The 23,002-nt window shown below is 30.0% G+C and carries 20 protein-coding genes and 1 other annotated feature; of the genes, 15 read left to right on the top strand and 5 right to left on the bottom strand.

The annotated features are described in order from the left end of the window. Positions 1–77: 77 nt before the first annotated feature. From QMG30_RS02435 to QMG30_RS02425, 3 genes are read right to left on the bottom strand one after another with little or no spacing between them, the layout of a single operon-like run. Entirely contained in the window at positions 78–1,169 is a 1,092-nt protein-coding gene (locus QMG30_RS02435; protein ID WP_281811867.1) for a GerAB/ArcD/ProY family transporter, read from the bottom strand. Between the two features lie 14 nt (positions 1,170–1,183). Next, positions 1,184–2,599, bottom strand: a complete 1,416-nt coding sequence (locus QMG30_RS02430; RefSeq protein WP_281811866.1) for a spore germination protein — start codon at positions 2,597–2,599, stop codon at positions 1,184–1,186. A gap of 33 nt (positions 2,600–2,632) precedes the next feature. Continuing rightward, positions 2,633–3,754, bottom strand: coding sequence for a Ger(x)C family spore germination protein (locus tag QMG30_RS02425; protein WP_281811864.1), 1,122 nt, complete (start codon positions 3,752–3,754; stop codon positions 2,633–2,635). Positions 3,755–3,948: 194 nt separating this feature from the next. On the opposite strand from QMG30_RS02425, the gene QMG30_RS02420 reads away from it, so the two are divergent. The 15 genes from QMG30_RS02420 to spoVAE all read left to right on the top strand — a co-directional run bounded on the left by QMG30_RS02420 (position 3,949) and on the right by spoVAE (position 17,099). Next, positions 3,949–5,097, top strand: a complete 1,149-nt coding sequence (locus QMG30_RS02420) for a hypothetical protein (RefSeq protein WP_281811862.1) — start codon at positions 3,949–3,951, stop codon at positions 5,095–5,097. 58 nt (positions 5,098–5,155) lie between these two features. Beyond that, positions 5,156–5,399, top strand: a binding site (T-box leader). Positions 5,400–5,501: 102 nt separating this feature from the next. After that, positions 5,502–5,720, top strand: coding sequence for a hypothetical protein (locus QMG30_RS02415; protein WP_281811860.1), 219 nt, complete (start codon positions 5,502–5,504; stop codon positions 5,718–5,720). Positions 5,721–5,879: 159 nt separating this feature from the next. Then, entirely contained in the window at positions 5,880–8,525 is a 2,646-nt protein-coding gene (locus QMG30_RS02410) for a valine--tRNA ligase (protein ID WP_281811858.1), read from the top strand. A 500-nt stretch (positions 8,526–9,025) separates the two neighbouring features. After that, complete coding sequence (locus QMG30_RS02405) at positions 9,026–10,333, top strand: bifunctional folylpolyglutamate synthase/dihydrofolate synthase (RefSeq protein ID WP_281811856.1); 1,308 nt, start codon at positions 9,026–9,028, stop codon at positions 10,331–10,333. Continuing rightward, entirely contained in the window at positions 10,326–10,472 is a 147-nt protein-coding gene (locus QMG30_RS02400) for a hypothetical protein (RefSeq protein ID WP_281811854.1), read from the top strand. The genes QMG30_RS02405 and QMG30_RS02400 overlap by 8 nt, the downstream gene beginning before the upstream one ends. Before the next feature lie 15 nt (positions 10,473–10,487). Next, a complete protein-coding gene (locus tag QMG30_RS02395) occupies positions 10,488–11,894 on the top strand; it encodes a tetratricopeptide repeat protein (RefSeq protein ID WP_281811852.1) in 1,407 nt (468 codons plus the stop codon). A 299-nt stretch (positions 11,895–12,193) separates the two neighbouring features. Next, positions 12,194–12,538 (top strand): anti-sigma F factor antagonist, encoded by a 345-nt coding sequence (spoIIAA, locus tag QMG30_RS02390; protein WP_281811850.1) that lies wholly within the window; start codon positions 12,194–12,196, stop codon positions 12,536–12,538. A gap of 67 nt (positions 12,539–12,605) precedes the next feature. Beyond that, positions 12,606–13,043, top strand: coding sequence for an anti-sigma F factor (gene spoIIAB / locus QMG30_RS02385; RefSeq protein WP_281811848.1), 438 nt, complete (start codon positions 12,606–12,608; stop codon positions 13,041–13,043). A gap of 13 nt (positions 13,044–13,056) precedes the next feature. Further along, on the top strand, positions 13,057–13,773 hold the full coding sequence (gene sigF / locus QMG30_RS02380) for an RNA polymerase sporulation sigma factor SigF (RefSeq protein WP_281811846.1): 717 nt from the start codon (positions 13,057–13,059) through the stop codon (positions 13,771–13,773). 189 nt (positions 13,774–13,962) lie between these two features. Then, a complete protein-coding gene (locus QMG30_RS02375) occupies positions 13,963–14,106 on the top strand; it encodes a hypothetical protein (protein WP_281811844.1) in 144 nt (47 codons plus the stop codon). Positions 14,107–14,110: 4 nt separating this feature from the next. Beyond that, positions 14,111–14,737, top strand: coding sequence for a stage V sporulation protein AA (locus tag QMG30_RS02370; RefSeq protein ID WP_281811842.1), 627 nt, complete (start codon positions 14,111–14,113; stop codon positions 14,735–14,737). Further along, a complete protein-coding gene (locus tag QMG30_RS02365; protein ID WP_281811840.1) occupies positions 14,734–15,168 on the top strand; it encodes a stage V sporulation protein AB in 435 nt (144 codons plus the stop codon). Before QMG30_RS02370 ends, QMG30_RS02365 begins: the two co-directional genes overlap by 4 nt. A 25-nt stretch (positions 15,169–15,193) precedes the next feature. Then, positions 15,194–15,649 (top strand): stage V sporulation protein AC, encoded by a 456-nt coding sequence (spoVAC, locus tag QMG30_RS02360; RefSeq protein ID WP_281811837.1) that lies wholly within the window; start codon positions 15,194–15,196, stop codon positions 15,647–15,649. Positions 15,650–15,704: 55 nt separating this feature from the next. Beyond that, positions 15,705–16,721 carry a stage V sporulation protein AD gene (spoVAD, locus tag QMG30_RS02355; RefSeq protein WP_281811835.1) on the top strand — a complete coding sequence of 339 codons (1,017 nt, stop codon included), beginning with the start codon at positions 15,705–15,707 and terminating at the stop codon, positions 16,719–16,721. Between the two features lie 21 nt (positions 16,722–16,742). After that, on the top strand, positions 16,743–17,099 hold the full coding sequence (spoVAE, locus tag QMG30_RS02350) for a stage V sporulation protein AE (RefSeq protein ID WP_334305028.1): 357 nt from the start codon (positions 16,743–16,745) through the stop codon (positions 17,097–17,099). Between the two features lie 66 nt (positions 17,100–17,165). Here spoVAE and QMG30_RS02345 read toward each other — a convergent pair whose 3' ends face one another. Together QMG30_RS02345 and QMG30_RS02340 are read right to left on the bottom strand one after the other, a co-directional pair. After that, on the bottom strand, positions 17,166–19,898 hold the full coding sequence (locus tag QMG30_RS02345; RefSeq protein WP_281811831.1) for a transglycosylase domain-containing protein: 2,733 nt from the start codon (positions 19,896–19,898) through the stop codon (positions 17,166–17,168). 214 nt (positions 19,899–20,112) lie between these two features. Beyond that, entirely contained in the window at positions 20,113–22,752 is a 2,640-nt protein-coding gene (locus tag QMG30_RS02340) for a transglycosylase domain-containing protein (protein WP_281811828.1), read from the bottom strand. Between the last annotated feature and the right edge of the window lie 250 nt (positions 22,753–23,002).

Below are 23,002 nucleotides of genomic sequence, written 5' to 3'. Positions count from 1 at the left end.
CTTCATTAAATTAAAGGTGGGAAAGTTCAGTTACTTACATCAAATTAAACGTAGGGAAGTTAAGTCTACTATTTATATTATAGTTTTTTAAAATGCTTTTTGATAAGTGTTATTGTACATAGCATTAGAGGTAAAACCAATAATATAAAAAGACCAAAATAGCTTACATAATTAAGTGCTTCTCTTAATATATCCATTGTTGTAGGAATCAATGTCAAAGCTAATACTATAGACATAATAATAATCACTATAAAATTACGATTGATTTTTGAAAAAAGTTTGTTAAGTAAAAAAATTGTCATATATAATGTTAGTATTATAGTTCCAAAAACACTTAAAATCCAAGCTACTATAAAGATTGAATCTAGTCTTTTTAAGAATTGAAGTGCATCAATTTCCACTCTCCTGATAGAAGCGAATCTTGCATCTTCATAATGTACTATACTGTCAACTCCCATTACAGAGATGGATGATTCAACATTCATAATATAAATGAATCCAATAAATAATAAAAGGATTAATATATATTTAAATATATGTTTATTTTTTCCCTTAAAATCCATAGGTATCACAGCTAATATTTCAATACCTATGAAAGGGAAAATTAGTTTTGGCATAACTTTATATAAGGCATTAATATCAATAATAAAAAAAGGCTGTAGATTGGTTAAATTTCCTTGAGAAAACGTAGCGATATCTAATATAAGAGCAAATATGATGAAAATTATGGAGAAGATTCCAAAGACTCTTGCTAATACTTTAATATCATTAAGTAAAGTATAAAAGCATACTAAGACCAGAACTATAGTTAGAGCCCAAGTTGGAGTGTTCAGCAGAAAAGATAGTTTAATTGTTTCGCATGATAATTTTATTGTGATAGTAGCAGTAGCTATAGAATATATACCGATTACAGATATGATTAAATATGATATTAATGTGCCAGTGAGAATTTTACTATATTCGAATATCGTTTTATTATTAAAAGTTTTTGCTAAGTATATAAATAGATATGCACAAAAAATTATAATGATATCTCCTGTTACTATAGCAATCCATCCACCAGTACCAAGATGTTCAGCAATATTTTTTGGAAGAGAAATTATTCCATATCCTACTATATAAGAAAAAATCAAAAAAATTATTTGTTTATTAGTAAGTGTTCGATTCAAGAAAACACCTCCATTTATTGTCTGGTATCATCTTTTGTTTTAAGATATTTTGGTCTTTTATTAGTTAAATTAACATCGCTCAGTATTAAATGTTTTAGATCTCTAAAATTAAGTGGAGATAGGGGTGCTACATAAGATACTCCGAAGCTGTCTATTGAACAGAGATTAACTGTTATTAAGATGATTCCCATAGTGAAACCAAATAATCCAAATATACTAGTAATTATTAACATTACGAATTTCAGTAGTCGTATAGTATTAGTAATTGAATAGTCAGCAGTAGCAAAAGAACTCATGATACATAAGGATACGATTATTACTAGTAAAGGACTGACTAAACCAGCAGCGACAGATGCTTGGCCAATAACTATAGTTCCAACTATACCGATAGCGGGACCAATTTGTTTTGGAAGTCTTACACTTGCTTCCCTAAGTATTTCTGCAACTAATTCCATCAAAAGTGCCTCTAGAAAAGCATTAAAAGGAACAGTTGCTCTTGAAACCGCAAGACTTATAATATATTCTGGTGGCAGTATATCTGTATGGAAACTAACTACGATGACATATAAAGAAGTAAGAAACAAGGAGATGAAAATGCATAGTATACGTATGAATTTTGAAAAGATACTAATGAATGTATTATCAAAATGATCATCACCAGTATCAAAGAATTCGATAAAAGTTTTTGGTACGACTAATGCTAGATTTCCACCTTCCACAAGAATTATTATTTTTCCTTCAAGTATGTTTGAACATGCGGTGTCAGAACGTTCTACAATTCCAGATTGAGGAAAGAAATTGAAAGAATTGTTTAATATGAATTTTTCAATATGACTTGATTCCAATATACCATCAATTTCTATTTTTGATATTTTATCTTTTACAGTTTTTATTAGATCTTCATTTGCAATATCCTCTATATATATAACAGCTACAGCTGTTTGTGTTCTTTTTCCAACTTCAAATTCATCTATTCTCAGTTTGGGATCTTTCAATCTATATCTAATTAGTGATATGTTATCATCATAATTTTCGGTAAAGGAATCTCTAGCACCTTTTATTGTGTTTTCTATATTTGGTTCCTGTACTTGACGTTTTTGTATTTTTAAAGTATTAGCTATTATATAAGTTTCTTCACTAGGGATAATAATAACGGAATTACCTTTTAGAACATAATTGATGATATTATTAGCATGATTATCTGTTGAAATATCGTCAATGTATATTATTGAACTTATTATTTTATTAATAGAAATATCTTTCTTATTATATGATAATAAGGGGTTTATAATATCTGATGATAGCCGGATCCTATCTGTAAGCTGCTGTATATACAATAAAATGACTTCTGTATCATTGATGTCTAGATATCTTGCTGTAATCCCTAATTCTTGTAGCTTTTTTTTATTCAAGTAATCATCTATATTCATTAATTAACATCCTTCTGAAAATGATTTATCTTTCTATTTATCATCACTTTTTAAATTTTTATTTACTATTGTTGTATTAACTGTTACATTAATTTTAGAAGTCAAAAAATCTTCAGTCCAATTCATTTTTTGATATTGGTGATAATTCTGTGCTCTGAATTTTTGGCCAAAACCAAAAATATCACATTTGAATTCTTTTTGAGCTTTCTTTATCATTTCATTAATTTCCGTGTTGATTTTGTATGATAATTCATTTTGTAGTTGTTTAACTTTTTCTTCAGTTATTTTGCTTTTATAATATTGATATAGTAGTTCTGCATGTAAATCCAAATCCATATCTATGAATATAGTATCATCAATATATGAAGTATTAATATTTCTATCATTTATGTGTATTCTAAAAGAGTATTTGTTCTTATTATCCGTAGGTAAAGTAATGACTTCCAAGAGTTTTGGGTTTTTAGCTAATATATATAATATTGGAGTGGTGTCAGTGGTATCAATTACATCAATGAGCTTGGAATCTTTGAATATCGCTAACCCCAAATAAGCTATGTCACCTGATTCTATACCAATATAAGGCATTAAATAACCTTGTGAACCAAAAGCAACATTAGACAGTATATTACCTGTATTGGGACTTATTGTGGTTCCTTCTTCTATCTGATGATGTAGCATTCTGTCTATGAGAAAACCGACTGATATAGCTTTATTGGTTTTCACATCTAAAAGTTTTTTGGTTGGTTCACGGCTTACAACGGTATTAAGAGTTTTTCTGTAATCAAATAGACTATCAACTCTGTTAAGATATGCTTCAATACCTTGTTTTGCATATTCTTCACTAAATATTACAACTCTGGTAGCTCCTAGAAATGAAGTATAAGGTATACTTGAATTATAATTGACTCTTGCTTCTTCAAAAGTAGTACCATAAGAAAATACTGTGTAGACATTTGAAGCTTGAGAATCGTCACTTTGTTCTTTTTCGGTATTTGTGAGTTTAACAATTTCACCTGAGAATTCTATGAGTTCATCAACATAATCAACACCCAGTGAAATGTTTATACATTTTTTGTTTATATCTTTTGAATCCCAGCATCCTGTTGTTAATAATACTGGAATAAGTGTAATGGCAAATAGAATTTTTTTATACATGACTTCACCTTATATAGTATATAATTCCTATAGATTATTGAAATTAGTATTACCAATATATGAAATAATAAACATAAATTGACACTATTCTTGACACTTAATTGAGTCGACAATATAATAAATATATATTATAAATTTTACAAAATATCAAACAACCGATAATTTAATGTTAAACATGAAAGAGGTAGCCAAAAATGGGGTTTATTTCAAAATTAAAAGATATATTGAAGAAGCAGGTAGTAGAAGATATTCATGAAAAAAATTATTTAGGAGTTAATATTGAGGATATATATGATAATGTAGAGAATACATATGAATTATGTAATAGGTTAAGGAATTCTTCAAATGATAAAAAACATATAATAAAAGAATATGAAAGCATAACTAATATGTATTCCAATGTGCAAAAAATAGAAAAGCTAAATAAAAACCAATTAGCTGAATTTGAAAACTTCGCTACAAATTATCACAAAATAAAAAAAGATAAAGTTGATTATGTTGATAGGATAAAAGGTGCAGGACAACAATTTGATTACTTAGGAGAATATGATGAAAACATTGATGATGTAATAGATAATATAAAAAATGTAGAAGAAAGGCAACGTGATGTAAAAACCGACATAACATATCTTGAAGGTGAAAAAGGTGATATAGCATTCAATAGAGAGAGACTTATGAAAGCACAGAAGTATGTGAAAATATTTATGATAGCCATATTAACGATTTTCGCTTTTTCCGCTTTGACTCTAAGCATTCTATATACATATAATGATATTGATATATTCATTCCTTCTATCATAATGATAGTAGTCATAGCATTTTTCGGTTCATGGATATTCATATTCAGAAGATATGTCACTCACGAATTGAAGAAAAACAATTTATTGGCTAATAGAGCAGTAGAACTGATAAATAAAATCAAATTGAAATATGTGAATAATCAACAGTTCCTAACCTATGAATACAATAAATATAAAGTCAAAAGTAGTGAAATGTTAGAAGACAGATGGAGCAAATATAAACAGAACAAGAAGGATAAAACCAATATACATAAATTATCAAGTAACATCATAATGATGGAAGATGATATTGAAAGGATTCTTAAGAAAAGTAATATAGAAGGAATCAACTACGTATTAGAAAATATTGATTTATATTCAACAAAAGAAAAAAGACTAGATTTTATGAGACTAGCTAAAGAAAATCAAGAGACATTGAAAAATACTATAGACGAATATAGTAAAGAGATAGATGTAATAACTAAAATATTAATTGATGTTAGGGAGAATGATAGTACTAATGAAAAGATTATTACAAAGATGATTAATGATGTTCTGGGTTGAAAAAATATCCTTGACAAATAAATCATATTATAATACCATATTATATAATTATATATTTGTAGATGCAGTGAGAAAGAGGAGTATGTTTGAAACAATTATACAGAGAGGAAAATAAATTTGGATTGTTGTTTATAGTTCGAATTTGCTGAGAATTTTCTATGATATGGCAAACAGAAGGTAGCTTTTTAGCAATTCATCTGAAAATAGTAGGATGAATCGGGTAACTCCGTTAGTAGTTTGAAAGTGCTTATATGAATTTAATATAAGAATTAAGGTGGTACCACGGTCTTATCGTCCTTATCAAGGATTGATAAGATTTTTTTTTGGTATAATATACTTGTAATTTACTAAAATCTTATGTAACTGTATATTAGTTTGATAAAATTAGATAGGGGTTGATATTTATGAAAATAATAGGAATAATATTATTGGTTGTAGGTGCTATTATTTTCTATGGTACTAAATTAATGTATAAAAGAAATAAGAAAAAAATGGATTATAATCCTAATAAAAATGATAATGAGGAATTCTTGGCATTATTAAATAATGGTGCAATTGTGACTAAAATAATTGGTGCATTATTAGTTGTATCAGGTGTTATAATAATTTTGCTATTTTATTAAAATATCGTATATTATTTCTTTCATTAGTCGTATTATGAAATTATTATTTGAGGATTGTAGAATAAAATGATAGATGAACAACTATGATTTTATTCTGCAATTCCTATCAATAAATCTAGAATAAGAATAAAATATTAATTAAAATACAGGAGGCAATGTATGGGTAAGAATTTAGATAAAACTTATGACCCTTCAAAAGTAGAGGGAAAATTATATTCAAAGTGGATGGATAAGAAATATTTTCACGCAGAAGTTGATAAAACCAAGGATCCATTTTCAATTGTGATACCACCACCAAATATTACAGGGCAGCTACATATGGGACATGCCTTAGACAATACTATGCAAGATATTCTGATCAGATTTAAAAGAATGCAAGGATACAGTACATTATGGCAACCAGGAACTGATCATGCAAGTATAGCTACAGAAGTAAAGATAGTCAAGAAAATGGCTGAAGAAGGAATTACTAAAGAGGATATAGGAAGAGATAAATTTTTAGAAAAAGCATGGCAATGGAAAGAAGAATATGGTGGAGTAATTGTAGATCAGCTTAAGAAATTAGGATCATCTTGTGATTGGGACAGAGAAAGATTCACACTTGATGATGGTCTATCAAAAGCTGTTGAAGAAGTATTTATTAAATATTATAACAAGGGATATATATACAAAGGTTCCAAGTTAGTCAACTGGTGTCCAGTATGTCAAACAACCATATCAGAAGCTGAAGTAGAACATGAAGAGAAAAGCGGCCATTTCTGGCATATTAAGTATCCAATCGTTGGAACTGAAGATTTTGTTGAGATAGCTACTACAAGACCTGAAACAATGCTTGGAGATACAGCAGTAGCGGTTCATCCAGATGATGAACGTTATCAAGACCTTATAGGTAAAAAAGTTATTTTACCACTTGTTAACAAAGAAATACCAATTGTAGCTGATAAGTATGTTGATATGGAATTCGGAACAGGTGTAGTTAAGATTACACCAGCTCATGACCCTAATGATTTTGAAGTCGGATTAAGACATAATCTTGCACAGATCAATGTTATGAATGATGATGGTTCCATCAATGAAAACGGAGGTAAATATCAAGGACTTGACAGATATGAAGCAAGAAAACAAATGGTAAAAGACCTTGATGAGCAAGGACTTCTAGTTAAGGTAAAAGATCACACTCACAGTGTTGGAATGCATGATAGATGTAAAAGCGTTATAGAACCAATGATAAAGCAACAATGGTTTGTTAAGATGGAAGAATTAGCAAAACCAGCCATAAGAGCGTTAAAATCAGGTGAATTGAAGTTCGTACCAGAAAGATATGGCAAAATATATCTTCATTGGTTAGAAAATATAAGAGATTGGTGTATATCTAGACAACTATGGTGGGGACATCGTATACCAGCTTACTATTGCGAAGACTGTGGGGAAATCATTGTAAGTAAAGAAGCCCCAACAAAATGTACTAAATGTTCAGGAACCAATATCCATCAGGATGAAGACACACTTGATACATGGTTCAGTTCAGCATTATGGCCTTTCTCCACATTAGGATGGCCAGAGAATACAGATGAATTGAAATATTTCTTCCCAACCAATGTATTGGTGACAGGATATGATATTATATTCTTCTGGGTAGTTAGAATGGTATTCTCATCAATGGAATTCATGGGTCAGGTACCATTTGATACAGTATTGATTCATGGACTAGTAAGAGACTCACAAGGTAGAAAGATGAGTAAATCACTTGGTAATGGAATCGATCCATTAAAAGTAATTGAACAATACGGTTCAGATGCCCTTAGATTAACATTAATGACAGGTAATGCTCCAGGAAATGATATGCGTTATTATGATGAAAAAGTTGAAGCAAGTAGAAACTTTGCCAATAAAATCTGGAATGCATCAAGATTTATTCTAATGAACCTAGAAAACATTGAAGAACGTGAAGTAGCAATTGATGAATTGACACCAGCAGATAGATGGATTTTATCTAAGGCTAACACATTAGTAAAAGATGTAACTGAAAACATGGAGAAATACGAACTTGGAATTGCTGTAGCCAAATTATATGACTTCATATGGGAAGAATTCTGTGACTGGTATATTGAAATGGTAAAACCACGATTATATAATGATGATGACGATACAAAAGCAGCTGCATTATGGACACTAAAGAAAGTATTAATAACATCATTAAAGTTATTACATCCATATATGCCATTTATCACAGAAGAAATATTTACATTCATACAAGATAAAGAAGAATCAATAATGGTATCTGACTGGCCTGAATATAAAGAAGAATACAACTTCCAAACAGAAGAAACAGAAATCGAATTAATCAAGCAGGCGGTTAGAAGCATCAGAAATGTAAGAGCTCAGATGAATGTACCACCATCCAAAAAAGCAAAAGTTTTCGTTGTATCAGAAAAAGAAGAAATACGAAATACATTCGAAAAAGGTAAAGTATTCTTCCAAACCCTTGCATATGCAAATGAAGTCCTTATACAAGCCGATAAGGAAAACATTGCTGATGACGCAGTATCAACGGTTATTGAGGGAGCAACTATATTCATGCCATTTGCAGAATTAGTAGATATCGAAAAAGAAATAGAAAGATTGAAAGCTGAAGAAAAGAAACTTCAAAGTGAATTAGACCGTGTAAATAAAAAATTAGCCAATGAAAAATTCATTAGCAAAGCACCAGAAAAAGTAGTTAATGAAGAAAAAGCAAAACTTGAGAAATATTCCAGCATGATGAAACAAGTAAAAGAGAGATTAAGTAATCTATCTACCAAATAAACTGTTAACCCATATGCAAAAACTTAGAATAATATAATGTAAATTATAGAAATCAAATATTACCATATATAGTGATGTTGATTATCTACTACTGATTAGGGTAGTGATAATTAGATTAAAAAAATTCACTATATATGGTTTTTTGTTATTATAATAAAATTATAACTTTCTATTTATCTCTAATATCTTTTTCCAGGCGCAGCCTATACCACCTGCCATAAGATATCCCCCACCCAGAAAATACCTATCCAATCTATTGAAACTTCCCCCCTAATATGATACATTTATATAGACTTAAAAAAACAAATCTATAATGCATATAATGATTAACAAAACTATACTAACTATAATATGAATACATAGAAATGAAAGCTTATAGGTTTGATCTATAAATAAAAACTATGACTACTTATAGTACAGATAAAATGACCTATATTTATTTTATAAATATTATATTTTTGAATATATAACTAAATAAAAAACTTTGGAGGTATTAACTCTTGAACTATAAAGAAGCATGCAAATATATACTTAATATACCGAAATTCGGTAAAAAATCAGGCTTAGAGAACATAAAGATTTTACTTGATTTATTAGACAACCCCCAAAAAGAACTAAAATTCATACACGTAGCTGGTACAAACGGAAAAGGTTCTGTATGCACCATGTTATCATATATACTATGTGAGCATGGCTATAAAACAGGTCTGTTTACTTCTCCACACCTGATAAATATGAACGAAAGAATAAAAATAAATAATATAGACATAGATAACGAAGATTTTATAAATGCATTAGTTCAAGTAAAAAATAAAATTGAATATATGGTTGAACAAGGATATAATCATCCCACTTTTTTTGAAGTATTAGTAGCTATGGCATTTGTTTATTATAATAATAATAATGTTGAATATGTAATTCTAGAGACAGGACTTGGAGGCAGACTTGATTCAACTAATATAATTGAAAATCCTGTAGTATCAGTAATTACATCCATCGGATATGACCATATTGCAATCCTTGGAAATACAATAGAAGAAATAGCAAGAGAAAAAGCAGGAATAATAAAACATGGTAGACCTACAGTGCTCTATTATGACAAAAAAGAAGTTTTTAATACAATTAGTATAGAATGTAGCAATAAAAAATCTAAATTATACAGTTATAATGATTTTAACTATGGTATTTTAAAAAGAACCAAGAAAAACATTGATTTTTCTATAAATAACAAGTATTATAATTATAATGAGGTTTATTTAAATACAATAGCTAATTACCAAATTATTAATATTTCTATTGCACTTACAACTGTTGAAGTATTAATTAATGAAGGTATCGATCTAAATAGAAAATCTATATTGCAAGCTCTTAAAAAATTCACATGGCCAGGTAGAATGGAATATGTAATGGATAATATGTTAATAGATGGAGCACATAATGTCCAAGGTATTCGCATGTTTGTTAAGGATATTAATAATTTGTATAAGAATACGGAACTTAGTATATTATATACAAGTCTGAAAGATAAACCTTACAAAGAAATGATTAGTGAACTGAAAAAATGTAATAATATAAATAGGATGATTTTAACTCAGATGAATAGTGATAGAGCAACAGATGCAAATTTATTAGGAGAATACTGTAAAGAAATAGGATTCAAAGATATTTATACTATCACTGACATAGATGATGCTGTAGAATATGCAATTTCGTTAAGTAATGAGGGTAGAATGGTTTGCTGTATCGGTTCACTATATCTAGTGGGTTACATTAAAAGCAAGATGAAAGAGGAGGCTCAATATGATTAATTTTGAAGAAGAAATTAAAAGATTTAAACCATGTCTAGAAATCGAACAGGCAGAAGAATCAATATATGCCTATGACTCAAAAGATGTATCCGATATATTACAAGAAATGCTTAGAGAAATAAAAAATGATGATAAGTAGAGTGGTGAGATAATGATGAGTAAATTATGTCCAAAATGTGGTAGTGATTTAAATGATGATTATATATGCACCAATTGCGGTTCAAAAATCGACGTTTACAACAAGATCAAACTAACTTCTAGACTACTTTATAATCAAGGATTACAAGTAGCTAAACTTAGAGATCTTAGTGGAGCCATAAGTTTATTGAAACGAAGCCTAAAACTAGATAAAAACAATATAGATGCACACAATCTATTAGGGTTGGTATACTTCGAAATCGGTGAAGTCGTACCTGCACTTCAACAGTGGGTCATAAGTAAAAATATTCAAGAAGAAGATAATATAGCAGATTATTATATTGAGAAAATCCATCATAACCAGCATAAATTGGATATGATTAATACTGCAATAAAAAAATATAATCAATCATTAAGATATATTGAACAAAAAAGTGAAGATCTAGCAATTATACAACTTAAGAAAGTAATCAGTCTGAATCCTAATTTTGTCAAAGCATACTGTTTATTAGCACTTTGTTACATACATGAAGATAACTTAGCAAAGGCGAAAATAAATTTATTAAAGGTTCTAACTATAGATAAAAGCAATTATGTAGCTCTAAAATACTATGAAGAGATTATATCTCAAGATACAGAAGATAAAAAAGAAGATATATATTCTGTTGATAAAAAAGAAGATCCGTTTTCAGTAAAAAAAACAACTAAGAAAGAAAGTAGATTGAATCCGGCAATGTTACAATTCGGTTATGTTGTTTTTGGTGTAGTAATTGGTTTATTGGTTGCAGTATTCTTAATTGTTCCTGGTAGAGTTAAAAGTAAAACAAATGAGGCGGATAATCTTAAAAAAGAAATATTAAGCCAACAAAACGAATATGATACATTGTTGACTTCTTTGACTAATGAAAAAGATGAATTAAAAATAGATTTAGATGAGAAAAATGGTTTATTGGTAGAATTTGAAGGTAAAGCTACTAATTATGACGCTTTGGGAAATCTTATAAGTGCGGTTGCACTATATTTAGAAAATGAAGACGAATCGGCAGCTAATAAATTATATTTGGTTAAGCCAGAGAATCTGGTGTCTTCAACTTCTATTGATTTGTATAATAAGATACGAAAAGATACCTATCCCCAAATTGCTAAAAAAGCATTTGATCAAGGGTCCAAATTATATAGTAGATGGAAAAACAACAATAAAGACGAGTATCTTGTGAATGCAATAACTAGTTTCCAAACAGCGACAAAATTTGTAAGTAATGATGCATCATATGCAGATGACATGTTATATTATGAAGCTAGATGTCAACAACTGTTAGGTCATGATAAAGAAGCACTTGCACTTTTTAATAAACTACTTGATAATTATCCAAATTCGAGTTTCAAAACTTGGTCTAAACAACAAGTTGATAAACTGGAATGATGTGATTTTTTACAAGGACTGTTTTACAATATTTTGCGATAATTATATTAAAGATTATTTTATAGTTATGGTAAATTGTGAACAGTCTTTTGTTTTGAAATAAAATATTATTTTCTAGACGTTATTGTAATTATTATTGTTAAATTTTCTTATTAAGTTGTAGTAGTTTAGTTATAAAGTTTAGTCAATTACACTAAAATACTATAATTATAAAAAAAGTTCCAAATAAAAAAAGGAAATTGGAAATAAATGGAGAAATTATAAAAATATGTAAAATATTTACAGAAGGAGGAAAAGTAGTGTCTACCCAATGTAAAATAATCAAGAGAAATCTAGTTGTAAATGTATCAGAAGAACTTGACCATCATAATGCAGAAATAATTAGAGAAAAAATTGATAAACTTATACTAAATCACAACATAAAATGTGTGATATTTGATTTTTCCAATACTAACTTTATGGATAGTTCTGGGATAGGAGTTATCATGGGAAGATATAAAAATATTAAAAATATGGGGGGAAATGTGGTTGTTACCAATGTGAATCCTAGGATGGATAGAATTTTTAAGTTATCAGGATTGTATAGAATTATTAATAGCTATGCAAATGTAGATAAAGCACTTAAACATTCTAATATAAGTTAATATATATGTCTGAATAAAATATTTTTAATATATATTACAAAAAATGGTAATAATAAAGGGGGATATTATGAAGTACGAAAATGAAATGAAAATTGAGTTTAGTAGTAAGTCGCAAAATGAATCATTTGCTAGGATTGTTATAGCGTCTTTCGTGGCTCAACTTGATCCGACACTTGAAGAATTATCGGATATTAAGACTGCTGTATCAGAAGCTGTTACCAATTCAATTATACATGGATATGAAGATTACGAAGGAAAAGTTCATATGTATTGCAAAATAACTGATAATAAAGTATATATTGAAATAAAAGATTTTGGTAAAGGTATTATGGATATTAATAAAGCTCGTGAACCATTATTTACTTCAAAACCTGAATTAGAACGTTCGGGAATGGGATTTACAGTTATGGAAACATTTATGGATGAAGTAGAAATAGAATCCAAAGTAGGTGTAGGGTCAAAAATAATCATGAGGAAAAAGCTTAAAAGTTTAGAAAAGCTTTGAGAAGGTGTTGAATATGGATAGAACACTAGAACTAATAAAAAAATCCCAAAAAGGAGATCAAAGAGCTAGAGAGCAAATTGTAGAAGAGAATATAGGCTTAATATGGAGTATTGTCAAGCGATTTTCTAATAGAGGATATGACCTAGATGATTTATTCCAAATCGGAAGTATTGGTTTGCTAAAAGCTATAGATAAATTTGATCTGACCTATGAAGTAAAATTTTCAACATATGCTGTTCCTATGATTATGGGTGAAATCAAAAGATTTATGAGGGATGATGGAATGATCAAGGTCAGCAGATCACTTAAAGAGATAGCTAACAGAGTTCGTATCAATAAAGATATTTTAAACAAAAAATTAGGGAGAGAGCCAACAATAGAAGAAATATCTAGTGAAATCGGTACATCAGTGGAAGAAATAGTAATGGCATTGGAATCTAATTCAGAGGTAGAATCTCTCTATAAAACAATTCATCAAGGAGATGGACATCCTATTTTTTTAATAGATAAACTAGAAAAGAATGCAGATGAAAATACAATGATGATAGATAAAATAGCTCTTAGACAGGTAATAAAACAATTATCTCCAAAAGAAATGGAGTTAATAGTTCTTAGATATTATAAAGATAAGACCCAAACTGAAATAGCTGAAAAGATTGGAATATCACAGGTTCAAGTATCAAGATTAGAGAAAAAGATATTAGGTCAAATCAGAGAAAAGCTATCATAAAATTTTATGAATTTTTTAACATATATTTGATTTTTCATTCCCATATAGGAAGATAAAATATATTTTTTATCCTACCCAAAACTATGATTATATGATCATAGTTTTTTTTTGAACTTATTACCAGAATAGTTATGGTTAATACTTCAAAAAATATTAGTAAATATTATAAATTTCTAAAGAGGTGATTTAATGAAACATAAAAAAATATTAATAATAGCTGTTATGTTTGTTTTAGTGTTAGCGTCTGTTTTAACTTATATGTATATTAATAGAGAAACAGATGTAACATATCAGGGAACATTCGTTAATTGTGCCTTTGATAAAAAAGGGTGATTAGATGGATAATATATATATAAAAGCAAGTAAGAAGGTAAATATAATAGGGAAAAAAAATATAATTATTAATGATATTGCTGATATAGAAGGGAAAAAAGAAATTGTAAATAAAATTAAACATATTAATATCTTTACTATAGATAATGATAAGAAAAAAAATTACTTATTGTCTATTATCACAATAATAGCAGAGATACAGAAATATTATGAAAACATACTTATACAAAATGTTGGAGAAGAAGATATCATTATTTCTTATTCACCTAAAGAGAAACAGCATAAATATAAAAATTTCATTAGGATTGTTAAAGTTATATTTGTTTGTATAACTTTATTTACTGGTGGTGGGATTGCGATTATGACATTTCATACAGATGCAGCAGTACCAGATGTATTCGTTAGATTATATAGTTTGTTTTTAGGTGAAGAGAATATTAACCCTTTGATCATTGAGATACCTTATTCTATTGGTTTAGCGACAGGTATAATTGTTTTCTTCAATCATTTTTCTTCAAAGAAATTAACTGATGATCCTACTCCTATAGAAGTGGAGATGAGACTGTATGAAAGAGATGTAGAAGATTGTATTATTGAGAATCTAACTGATGAAGGGAATAAAGAAAAGTGATAATAAATTACTTGTTATTAATAATAATAGGATTCGGTGGTGGAGTGATTATTGCAGGAGGTGTATTTGCTTTTATAGCTATTATTGGGATAGTTCCAAGATTAGCTCAAAAGACATCAACACAAAAATACATTTGGGTTTATGAGGATGCCATTGTTTTTGGAGGTATCTTCGGTACGTTAGTTATGATTTCAGATTTTCAAATACCATTAGGGAATATTGGAGCTATAATATATGGCTTTTTCTCAGGTATATTTATAGGATGTTTAGCGGTCTCTTTAGCAGAAGTATTAGATGTAGTACCTATTTTGACAAGAAGGCTCAATATAAAAGTAGGAATGGCTTATTTTATAGTAACACTAGCTATTGGTAAGTTAGTAGGTTCATTAGTTTACTTTATTATACCTGGTTTCTATACTTTGAAGAAATAGATATTTACGAAAGGAGATAAAATGGATGGATAATATTAAAGAACAACAAAAAGATTTTCAAGAATTAGTTGAGAAATCTTCACCTAAACCAAGTTTAATAAAAAATTGTATTTGGGCGTTTATGGTAGGTGGTAGTATTTGTTGCATAGGTCAAGGAATCACTGATAGCCTAATGCATTTTGCAAAACTTCCAAAAGATACTGCATCAACTTTTACAAGTATTATATTGGTATTTTTAGGAGCATTGTTAACAGGGCTGGATATATATGATAGTATCGGAAAAAGAGCAGGAGCAGGTTCTATAGTACCAATAACAGGGTTTGCCAATTCTATTGTTTCACCAGCTATAGAGTATAAAAATGAAGGATATGTATTTGGTGTGGGTGCAAAAATCTTTACAATAGCAGGTCCCGTCATATTATACGGTATGCTGTCTTCTGTTATTGTAGGTTTAATCTATTATATGGTAGGTGCTGGTTAAGCTGATTACTTAATAATATAGATAAATTAGTTAATGTTTGAAAGGAATGATATCAATGGGTACTCAACTAGGAGAGCAAACAATAGCTTTTGATAGACCGCCTACTATTATAGGATATGGTAATATAGTTGGTCCAAAAGAAGGCGATGGGTTATTAAAAGATTATTTTGATAAAATATTAGAAGATACTTTGTGGGGAGAAGAATCATGGGAAAAAGCTGAGAGCAAGATATTAAATGCAGCTATTAATTTAGCGATTGATAATGCTAAAGTTCCTAAAAACGATATAAGGTATATTTTTGCAGGAGATCTATTGAATCAATTGACAGCTAGTACTTTTGCTATTAGAGACTTGAAAAAAGCATATTTTGGTTTATATGGTGCCTGTTCGACAATGGGAGAATCTTTAGTACTTGCGTCTATGACTGTTGAAGGTGGATTTGCAGATTATTGTGTGGCTGCTACATCCAGCCATTTTTGTGGTGCTGAGAAACAATTTAGGTTTCCTCTGGAATTTGGTAATCAAAGACCTTTGACGGCAACTTATACGGTAACAGGTAGTGGTGCAGTTGTTATTGGTAATACTGGAAGTGGACCAAAGATTACACATGTTACACCAGGTAGAATCGTGGATCTTGGAATTAAAGATGCTATGAATATGGGTGCAGCTATGGCACCAGCAGCAGCAGATACGATTATTACCCACTTTAAAGATACAGGCAGAAGTGCAGATGATTATGATTTGATAATAACTGGTGATTTGGGGATTGTAGGCAAAAAGTTGAATAGAGAGTTGGTAAATAAACAGGGATATGATTTATCAGATAACTATACAGACTGTGGAATAGAAATATTTGATGGTGATAAGCAAGATACACATGCTGGAGGAAGTGGATGTGGATGTTCTGCTGTTACTCTTACGGGATATATTTTGAAAGAAATGGCAAAAGGAACCTTTAATAGAGTTCTATTTATTCCTACTGGAGCGTTATTAAGTCAAAGTAGTAGTTTTCAAGGTGAGAGCATACCTGGTATAGCTCATGCTGTTGCTATAGAAAATAGCCAAGAATAATGGGAAAGAAGGGACATTATGATTGATTATATAAAAGTTTTTGTTACTGGTGGAGTAATATGTGTTATAGCTCAGATTTTGATGGATAAGACTAAACTGATGCCTGCAAGAGTATTAGTGATATATGTTTCATTAGGGACATTTCTGACTGGGTTAGGTATATATGAACATGTTGTGGAATTCGGTGGTGCTGGTGCTACAGTTCCTTTAATCGGATTTGGTTATTCATTGGGTAAAGGAGTAATAGAAGAAGTAAAGACATCAGGTTTCCTTGGAGTCTTTACAGGAGGAATGACTGCAACAGCTGGGGGAATTACTGCAGCTCTATTATTTGGTTATTTAGCAGCTGTATTATTTAAACCTAAAGACACAAAATAGTTTATGAGTTCCAAAAACATATATGATAATAAAAAAAGCGATTTAATCGCTTTTTTTATTTAAGAACTATTCTTGATACATGAAAGGTGGTGGTGAATAATAGTCATCCTCTAAATAAGGTTCATCTTCAATTTCATCTTCTAGAGGTTTGTCCTCAGGAGCTATAAATTCATCTTCTTCGTTGAGGTCTTCTTCCGTATTTTCATCTATATAATCTGATGGAAGTTTAATTTCAGGTTTTTTAACATAAGGACCGTGAATATTGCAGTATTCTCCTAAACTAGTGTATAATAATTCATACTTCCTATCTTGTATTCTTGGTGGATTATTAGGGTCCCAATTAGAAGGTACAAGTGGTTCAGGTCTTTGAATAAAAACTTTTGTGTATTTACAACTATTCGGACAATACTTATTAGCTGGAAGTCCAGAAGCAGAACATATGGTTCTTTTTACATGAACATCGCATGTCTCTGTAGGCTCAGTACCCTGTTCAAAATACTCGGTAATTATAGTAGAACCTCTTGGATCTTTATTACATAAACCTAATTCAGCTAATTTACCAGATTCTGTGCATATTTTAGCTGTAACTATATTATCTGGTTTATAAAATTCTTTTCTAGGTAATCCTTTATGAATTTCTTCCATGATTTTACGCCAAAGTATTTTATGATAGCTTCTGTTATATACTTGTTCTTTTGGTGTGTCATATCCTTGCCATATGCTGGCAACGTAATAAGGAGTATAACCTGTAAAAACTAGATCTTTCTTATCTGAAGAAGTTCCTGTTTTACCTGCAATAGGCATACTTACACTATTAAATTTAACAATGGTACCTGTACCTACTTCAACTACATCTGTCATAGCATCAGTCAAAAGAAAGGCAGTACTTTCCTTCATGACTTGAACTTCATCAGGTTGGTCGTTTTCAAGAAGAATGTTATTATCATGGTCTAGGACTTTGGTATAAAAAATAGGTTCAACATAATTTCCATTGTTGGCTATCGCTCCATATGCGGATGTCAATTCTAGTAGGCTAACTCCTTTGGTAATACCTCCGAGAGCTAAAGAATAATTTTTGTCAGAGAATACTTTACCGTTTATAGTTTCACGTTCTACCAGAGATGTAAATCCAAGTTTCATCAAATAATCAAAACTTGTATCAATACCAATATCCATTAATGTTTTTACTGCATGTATATTTATAGAATATGTTATACTATCTCTTACAGAGGATAATCCTTTATAATTATACTTATATTCATCACTATCATACCAGTTATTTACTTCCCAAGGTTCTGAGTCTTCTGAGACAGAATACGAAAAAGGTACATCATCTTGTATAGTTGCCAAAGTGTATTGTCCAGTATCAATAGCAGGCAAGTATGCAGCTAATATTTTAAAAGTCGATCCAGGTTGACGATAAGTGCTGGTAGCTCTATTCAACAATTGGTTTCCAACTTTTTCTCCTCTTCCTCCAGTTATAGCTTTTACATGTCCAGTATGATAATCTGTTATTACCATTGCAGCTTGTGGTTGTGGTACTAGGATTTTAGATTCTGAAATTACTTCATCACCATCTGTGACCCATAAAGATTTTAATTCTTCTGCATATTCATTAGCTTTTTCATCAGTATTGAACTCTTTTTCTTTATAATAATGTTTGGTTTCTGCACCGTTTTTAATGACAGATAGAGTATACATTAATTTTACTGAGTAGTCTTCACTTTTTGGAGGATAATTGGATTCGTCTAAAAATTCTTCGTCCATTATTTTTTGCATATTCACATCTTGAGTGACGTATATATTGAGACCTCCAGTATATATAAGATCATAGGCTTGTTCTTCAGTAAACCCTTTTTTGACTACAAGATCATTTTTGACTCGTAAAATAACTTCATCTACGAAATAAGAATAGTTAGCGTTGCTTGATGCAGATTTGTTGGTTATTTCAATTTTAGAATAAACATCTTCAGTTAAGGCTTTTTTATATTCGGCATCTGTTATTTTATTCTGTTCTAACATTTTATCTAAAACGATCAATTGGCGAGAGTGATTTTTTTCTGGATTAGAAATAGGGTCATATCTACTAGGGTACTTGGTTATACTTGCTAATACAGCTGATTCGGCAAGGGTGAGTTCTGTCACATCTTTATTAAAATATTTGTTAGCAGCTGCTTGGACCCCATAGGTTCCTCGTCCAAGAGCAACAGTATTTAAGTAACTTTCCAGTATAATATTTTTTTCAACATGTTTTTCTAATTCTACAGCCAAATATTGTTCTTGTATTTTTCTCTGAAATGTTTGCGTAGCGGAAAGAACATTATTCTTGATTACTTGTTGAGTGATTGTACTTGCACCTTCGCCAGTTAGGTCTTTTGATTTTATATTATTTATTATTGCCCTCAAAATCCCTTTTAGGTCAATCCCGTTATGGTCATAAAATCGTTCATCCTCTATAGCTATGAATGCATCTTGTAGATGAATGGGCATTCTATCTATAGGTGAATATATCCTATTTGCATCTGTTCCATGAAGAGAAGTTATCTCATTACCTAGTTGATCATATATGAATGTCCTATATCCTTTTGGCATAATATCCTTATCGTAATCTATTGTAGGTGCGGAATCAATTATAGCTTTGGTTACACCTAATCCAGCACAAACAATCAATACTAGAGAGACTAAAATGGTTAAGGAGATAATTCTAATAAAAGATGTACTTATTGATTTTTTCACTTTTTTTGTTTTTGATTCCAATTCTTTCTCACGTTTGTTTTTTGAATGATTGCTATAATTCATAAAATAGCTCCTTATAAATGCTTTTATATCTATGTATAAACAATTTATGTTTATATTAAAAGGATGTGTTTTTTATAAGGCTATTATTCATGAAATAGGGTAAAACATAAGATTTTTTTAATAGTAGATATGTAATAAGAGGAACCCCCTATATGGAGTTCCTCTCTCATTAAATGTAACACATATTCTTTTATTATTATCCAAGTATCAAAACCTAGTCATTAGGTAAAAAAGGTGTAAATGGATTAGGTTTATTGTCGTTATTATGATTATTGCTATTATGGTTATTATTCATATCATTATTATAATAATCAGTTGGCAATTGTACATCAGGTATTTCAGGTTGTGCAGTATGAATGTTACAATATTCCCCTATCTTTGAAGGTAGCAATTCATACTGTCTATCTGCGATATCTGGTGGCCTGTTAGGGTCTTGAGGTACAAATGGAATAGGTCGTTGAATATATACTAGTTCTTCTTTGCTTGATTCCGGACAATTTTCTGTAGCCATCAATCCAGAGTCTTTACAAATGACTGCTTTTACATGAACATCACAAGGTTCAGTTGGTTCAGTACCTTTAGCGAAGTATTCAGTTCGTACTGTAGATCCTCTTTGATCATGATCACATAATCCTGGAACAGCTAGTTTACCTGATTCTGTACATATTTTAGCAGTTACGATACCAGATGGTTTGTTAAATTCTTTTCTTGGAAGGTCTTTATGAATTCTCTGCATAACTTCTTTCCAGATTGCTTTATGATATCCATTACGTACATAAACTTGTTCTTGTTGCTGGTCATAACCTTTCCAGACTACAGCAGTATAATAAGGAGTATATCCAGCAAAAACTAAGTCTACATCATCAGAAGAAGTTCCTGTTTTACCTGCAATAGGCATACCATTAAAGTGAACGGGATAACCAGTACCTCCTGGGCTACAAACATCTACTAAAGCATCTGTCAATAGGAAAGCGGTTGTTTCTTTCATTACAGTTCTTGTAACAGGTTCTTTTTGTAATAACAGCTTTCCATCATGGTCCAGAACTCTAGAATAGAATGTTGGTTCTATATATACACCATCGTTGGCAATTGCAGCATATGCTGCTGTCAATTCTAATACAGTAACCCCTTGAGATAAACCACCAAGTGCTAATGATAGACCTTTATCAGTGTAATTTTTTCCGTTGACTGTTTCATTTTCTACTAATGTTGAAAAACCTAACTTAATTAAATAGTCATAACCAGTTTGGACACCTACATCATTAAGTGTTTTTACTGCCAATATATTCATAGAATATTTTAAACCTTCTCTAACAGTAGATAAACCTTTATATTGCCTATAATAGTTCTTTGGCCAACCATATGGCATATTCGGTAATTTAGAAGGTACGTCATCAATTACAGTTGCCAATGTATAGCCAGCAGTATCAATAGCTGGTAGATAAGCTGCTAAAGTCTTAAATGTTGATCCTGGATGACGTTTGGAATTAGTAGCACGGTTAAATGTACGATTTCCTACTTTTTCGCCTCTACCACCTGATATAGCTTTTACATAACCAGTATGTTGGTCTATAATTGCCATAGCTGATTGTGGTTGAGGGACAGATATGGAATTATCTGATATTATAGTATTACCTTCGTCTTCCAGTTCTTTTTTTACTTGCTCCATATAATCTGCTGCTTCTTGGTCCGTATCAAATGTCTTATCTTTATTAATATCTTTTTTGTGACCATCCTTATCTTTGATTGTTACCGTATAGAATAGTCTAACAGCGTAGTCGACATTTTTCTTAGGGAAGAAATCTTCATTGGTATAAGTTTCGTCTACTATCTTTTGAATATCAGAATCTTGATTACAATATATGCTAAGTCCTCCACGATATATTAAATTGGATGCCTGACTTTCCGTATAACCTTTTTTAACCATTAAGTCATCAATTACTCTTGATATTACTTCATCGACATAATATGAGTAACTTGAGTTACCTGCAAATGATTTGTTTACTATTTGAATATTATTATATACATCTTCATTGATTGCTTCGTCATATTGAGCTTGTGTTATTTTTTCTTGTTCCAATAACTTAGTAAGAATTCTAGACTGCCTTTTCTTGTTATTTTCTGGGTAAGTAACAGGATCATAATAACTAGGATTCTTAGTTATTGAAGCAATAACTGCTGATTCTGCTATTGTTAATTCACTAACATCCTTATTAAAATATTTATTAGCAGCAGCTTGTACTCCATTAGTACCTCTACCAAGTCCTATAGTATTTAAATAGTTTTCTAATATAGTTTCTTTGTCTGATTTCTTTTCTAGTTGTATTGCCAAATATTGTTCTTGTATTTTTCTCTCAAAGCTTGTTTCAGTTGATAATATATTATTTTTTATTAGCTGTTGAGTAATAGTACTTGCACCTTCAGCTAAACTTCCTGATTTCAAGTTAGTAAAGATAGCTCTGAAAATACCTTTTATATCAATACCATTATGTTGCCAGAAACGTTCATCTTCTATTGCTATAAAACCGTCTCTAAGATATGTAGGTATTTCATCAAGTTCAACATATATTCTATTAGCATTAGATCCATGTAATTGAACAATTTCGTTACCGTCTTGGTCATATATAAATGATGCATATCCTTTTGGAACAATATCTTCAACATTAATATCAGGAGCTGAGTCTATGATGGATTTTGCGAATCCCAATCCAGCACAAACGCCTACAATAATAAGTAACAAAAATGCAAAAGCCAAAATTTTAATAAAAGATGTGCTTACACTTTTAGTCGCTTTACTTGATTTAGAATCAAGCTTTTCCTTTTTCTTTTTGTTGGATTCTTTACTAAAATTCATAAATTGCCTCCTTTATACAGATGATATTATATCAAATATATAAAGATATAGAAAGTAAAATATATGTTTTGCCATAAATTTAATAAATATTAACAAATTATTCACAAAATGTATTGCGTTTGTAATTTAAGTGAAACACTTTGATAATCATGTTATTAACAACTAAAGTTCATAGTAAAGACAATAATCTCTTGGCGAAATAGGTTTTATTAGACATACACAATTATTAATAAGCAATCATATACTTAAT

Source organism: Vallitalea longa, assembly GCF_027923465.1.
Lineage (GTDB): Bacteria > Bacillota > Clostridia > Lachnospirales > Vallitaleaceae > Vallitalea > Vallitalea longa.
The sequence above is the reverse complement of the archived record's forward strand: the minus strand, read 5'-3'. Positions and strand labels throughout refer to the sequence as shown.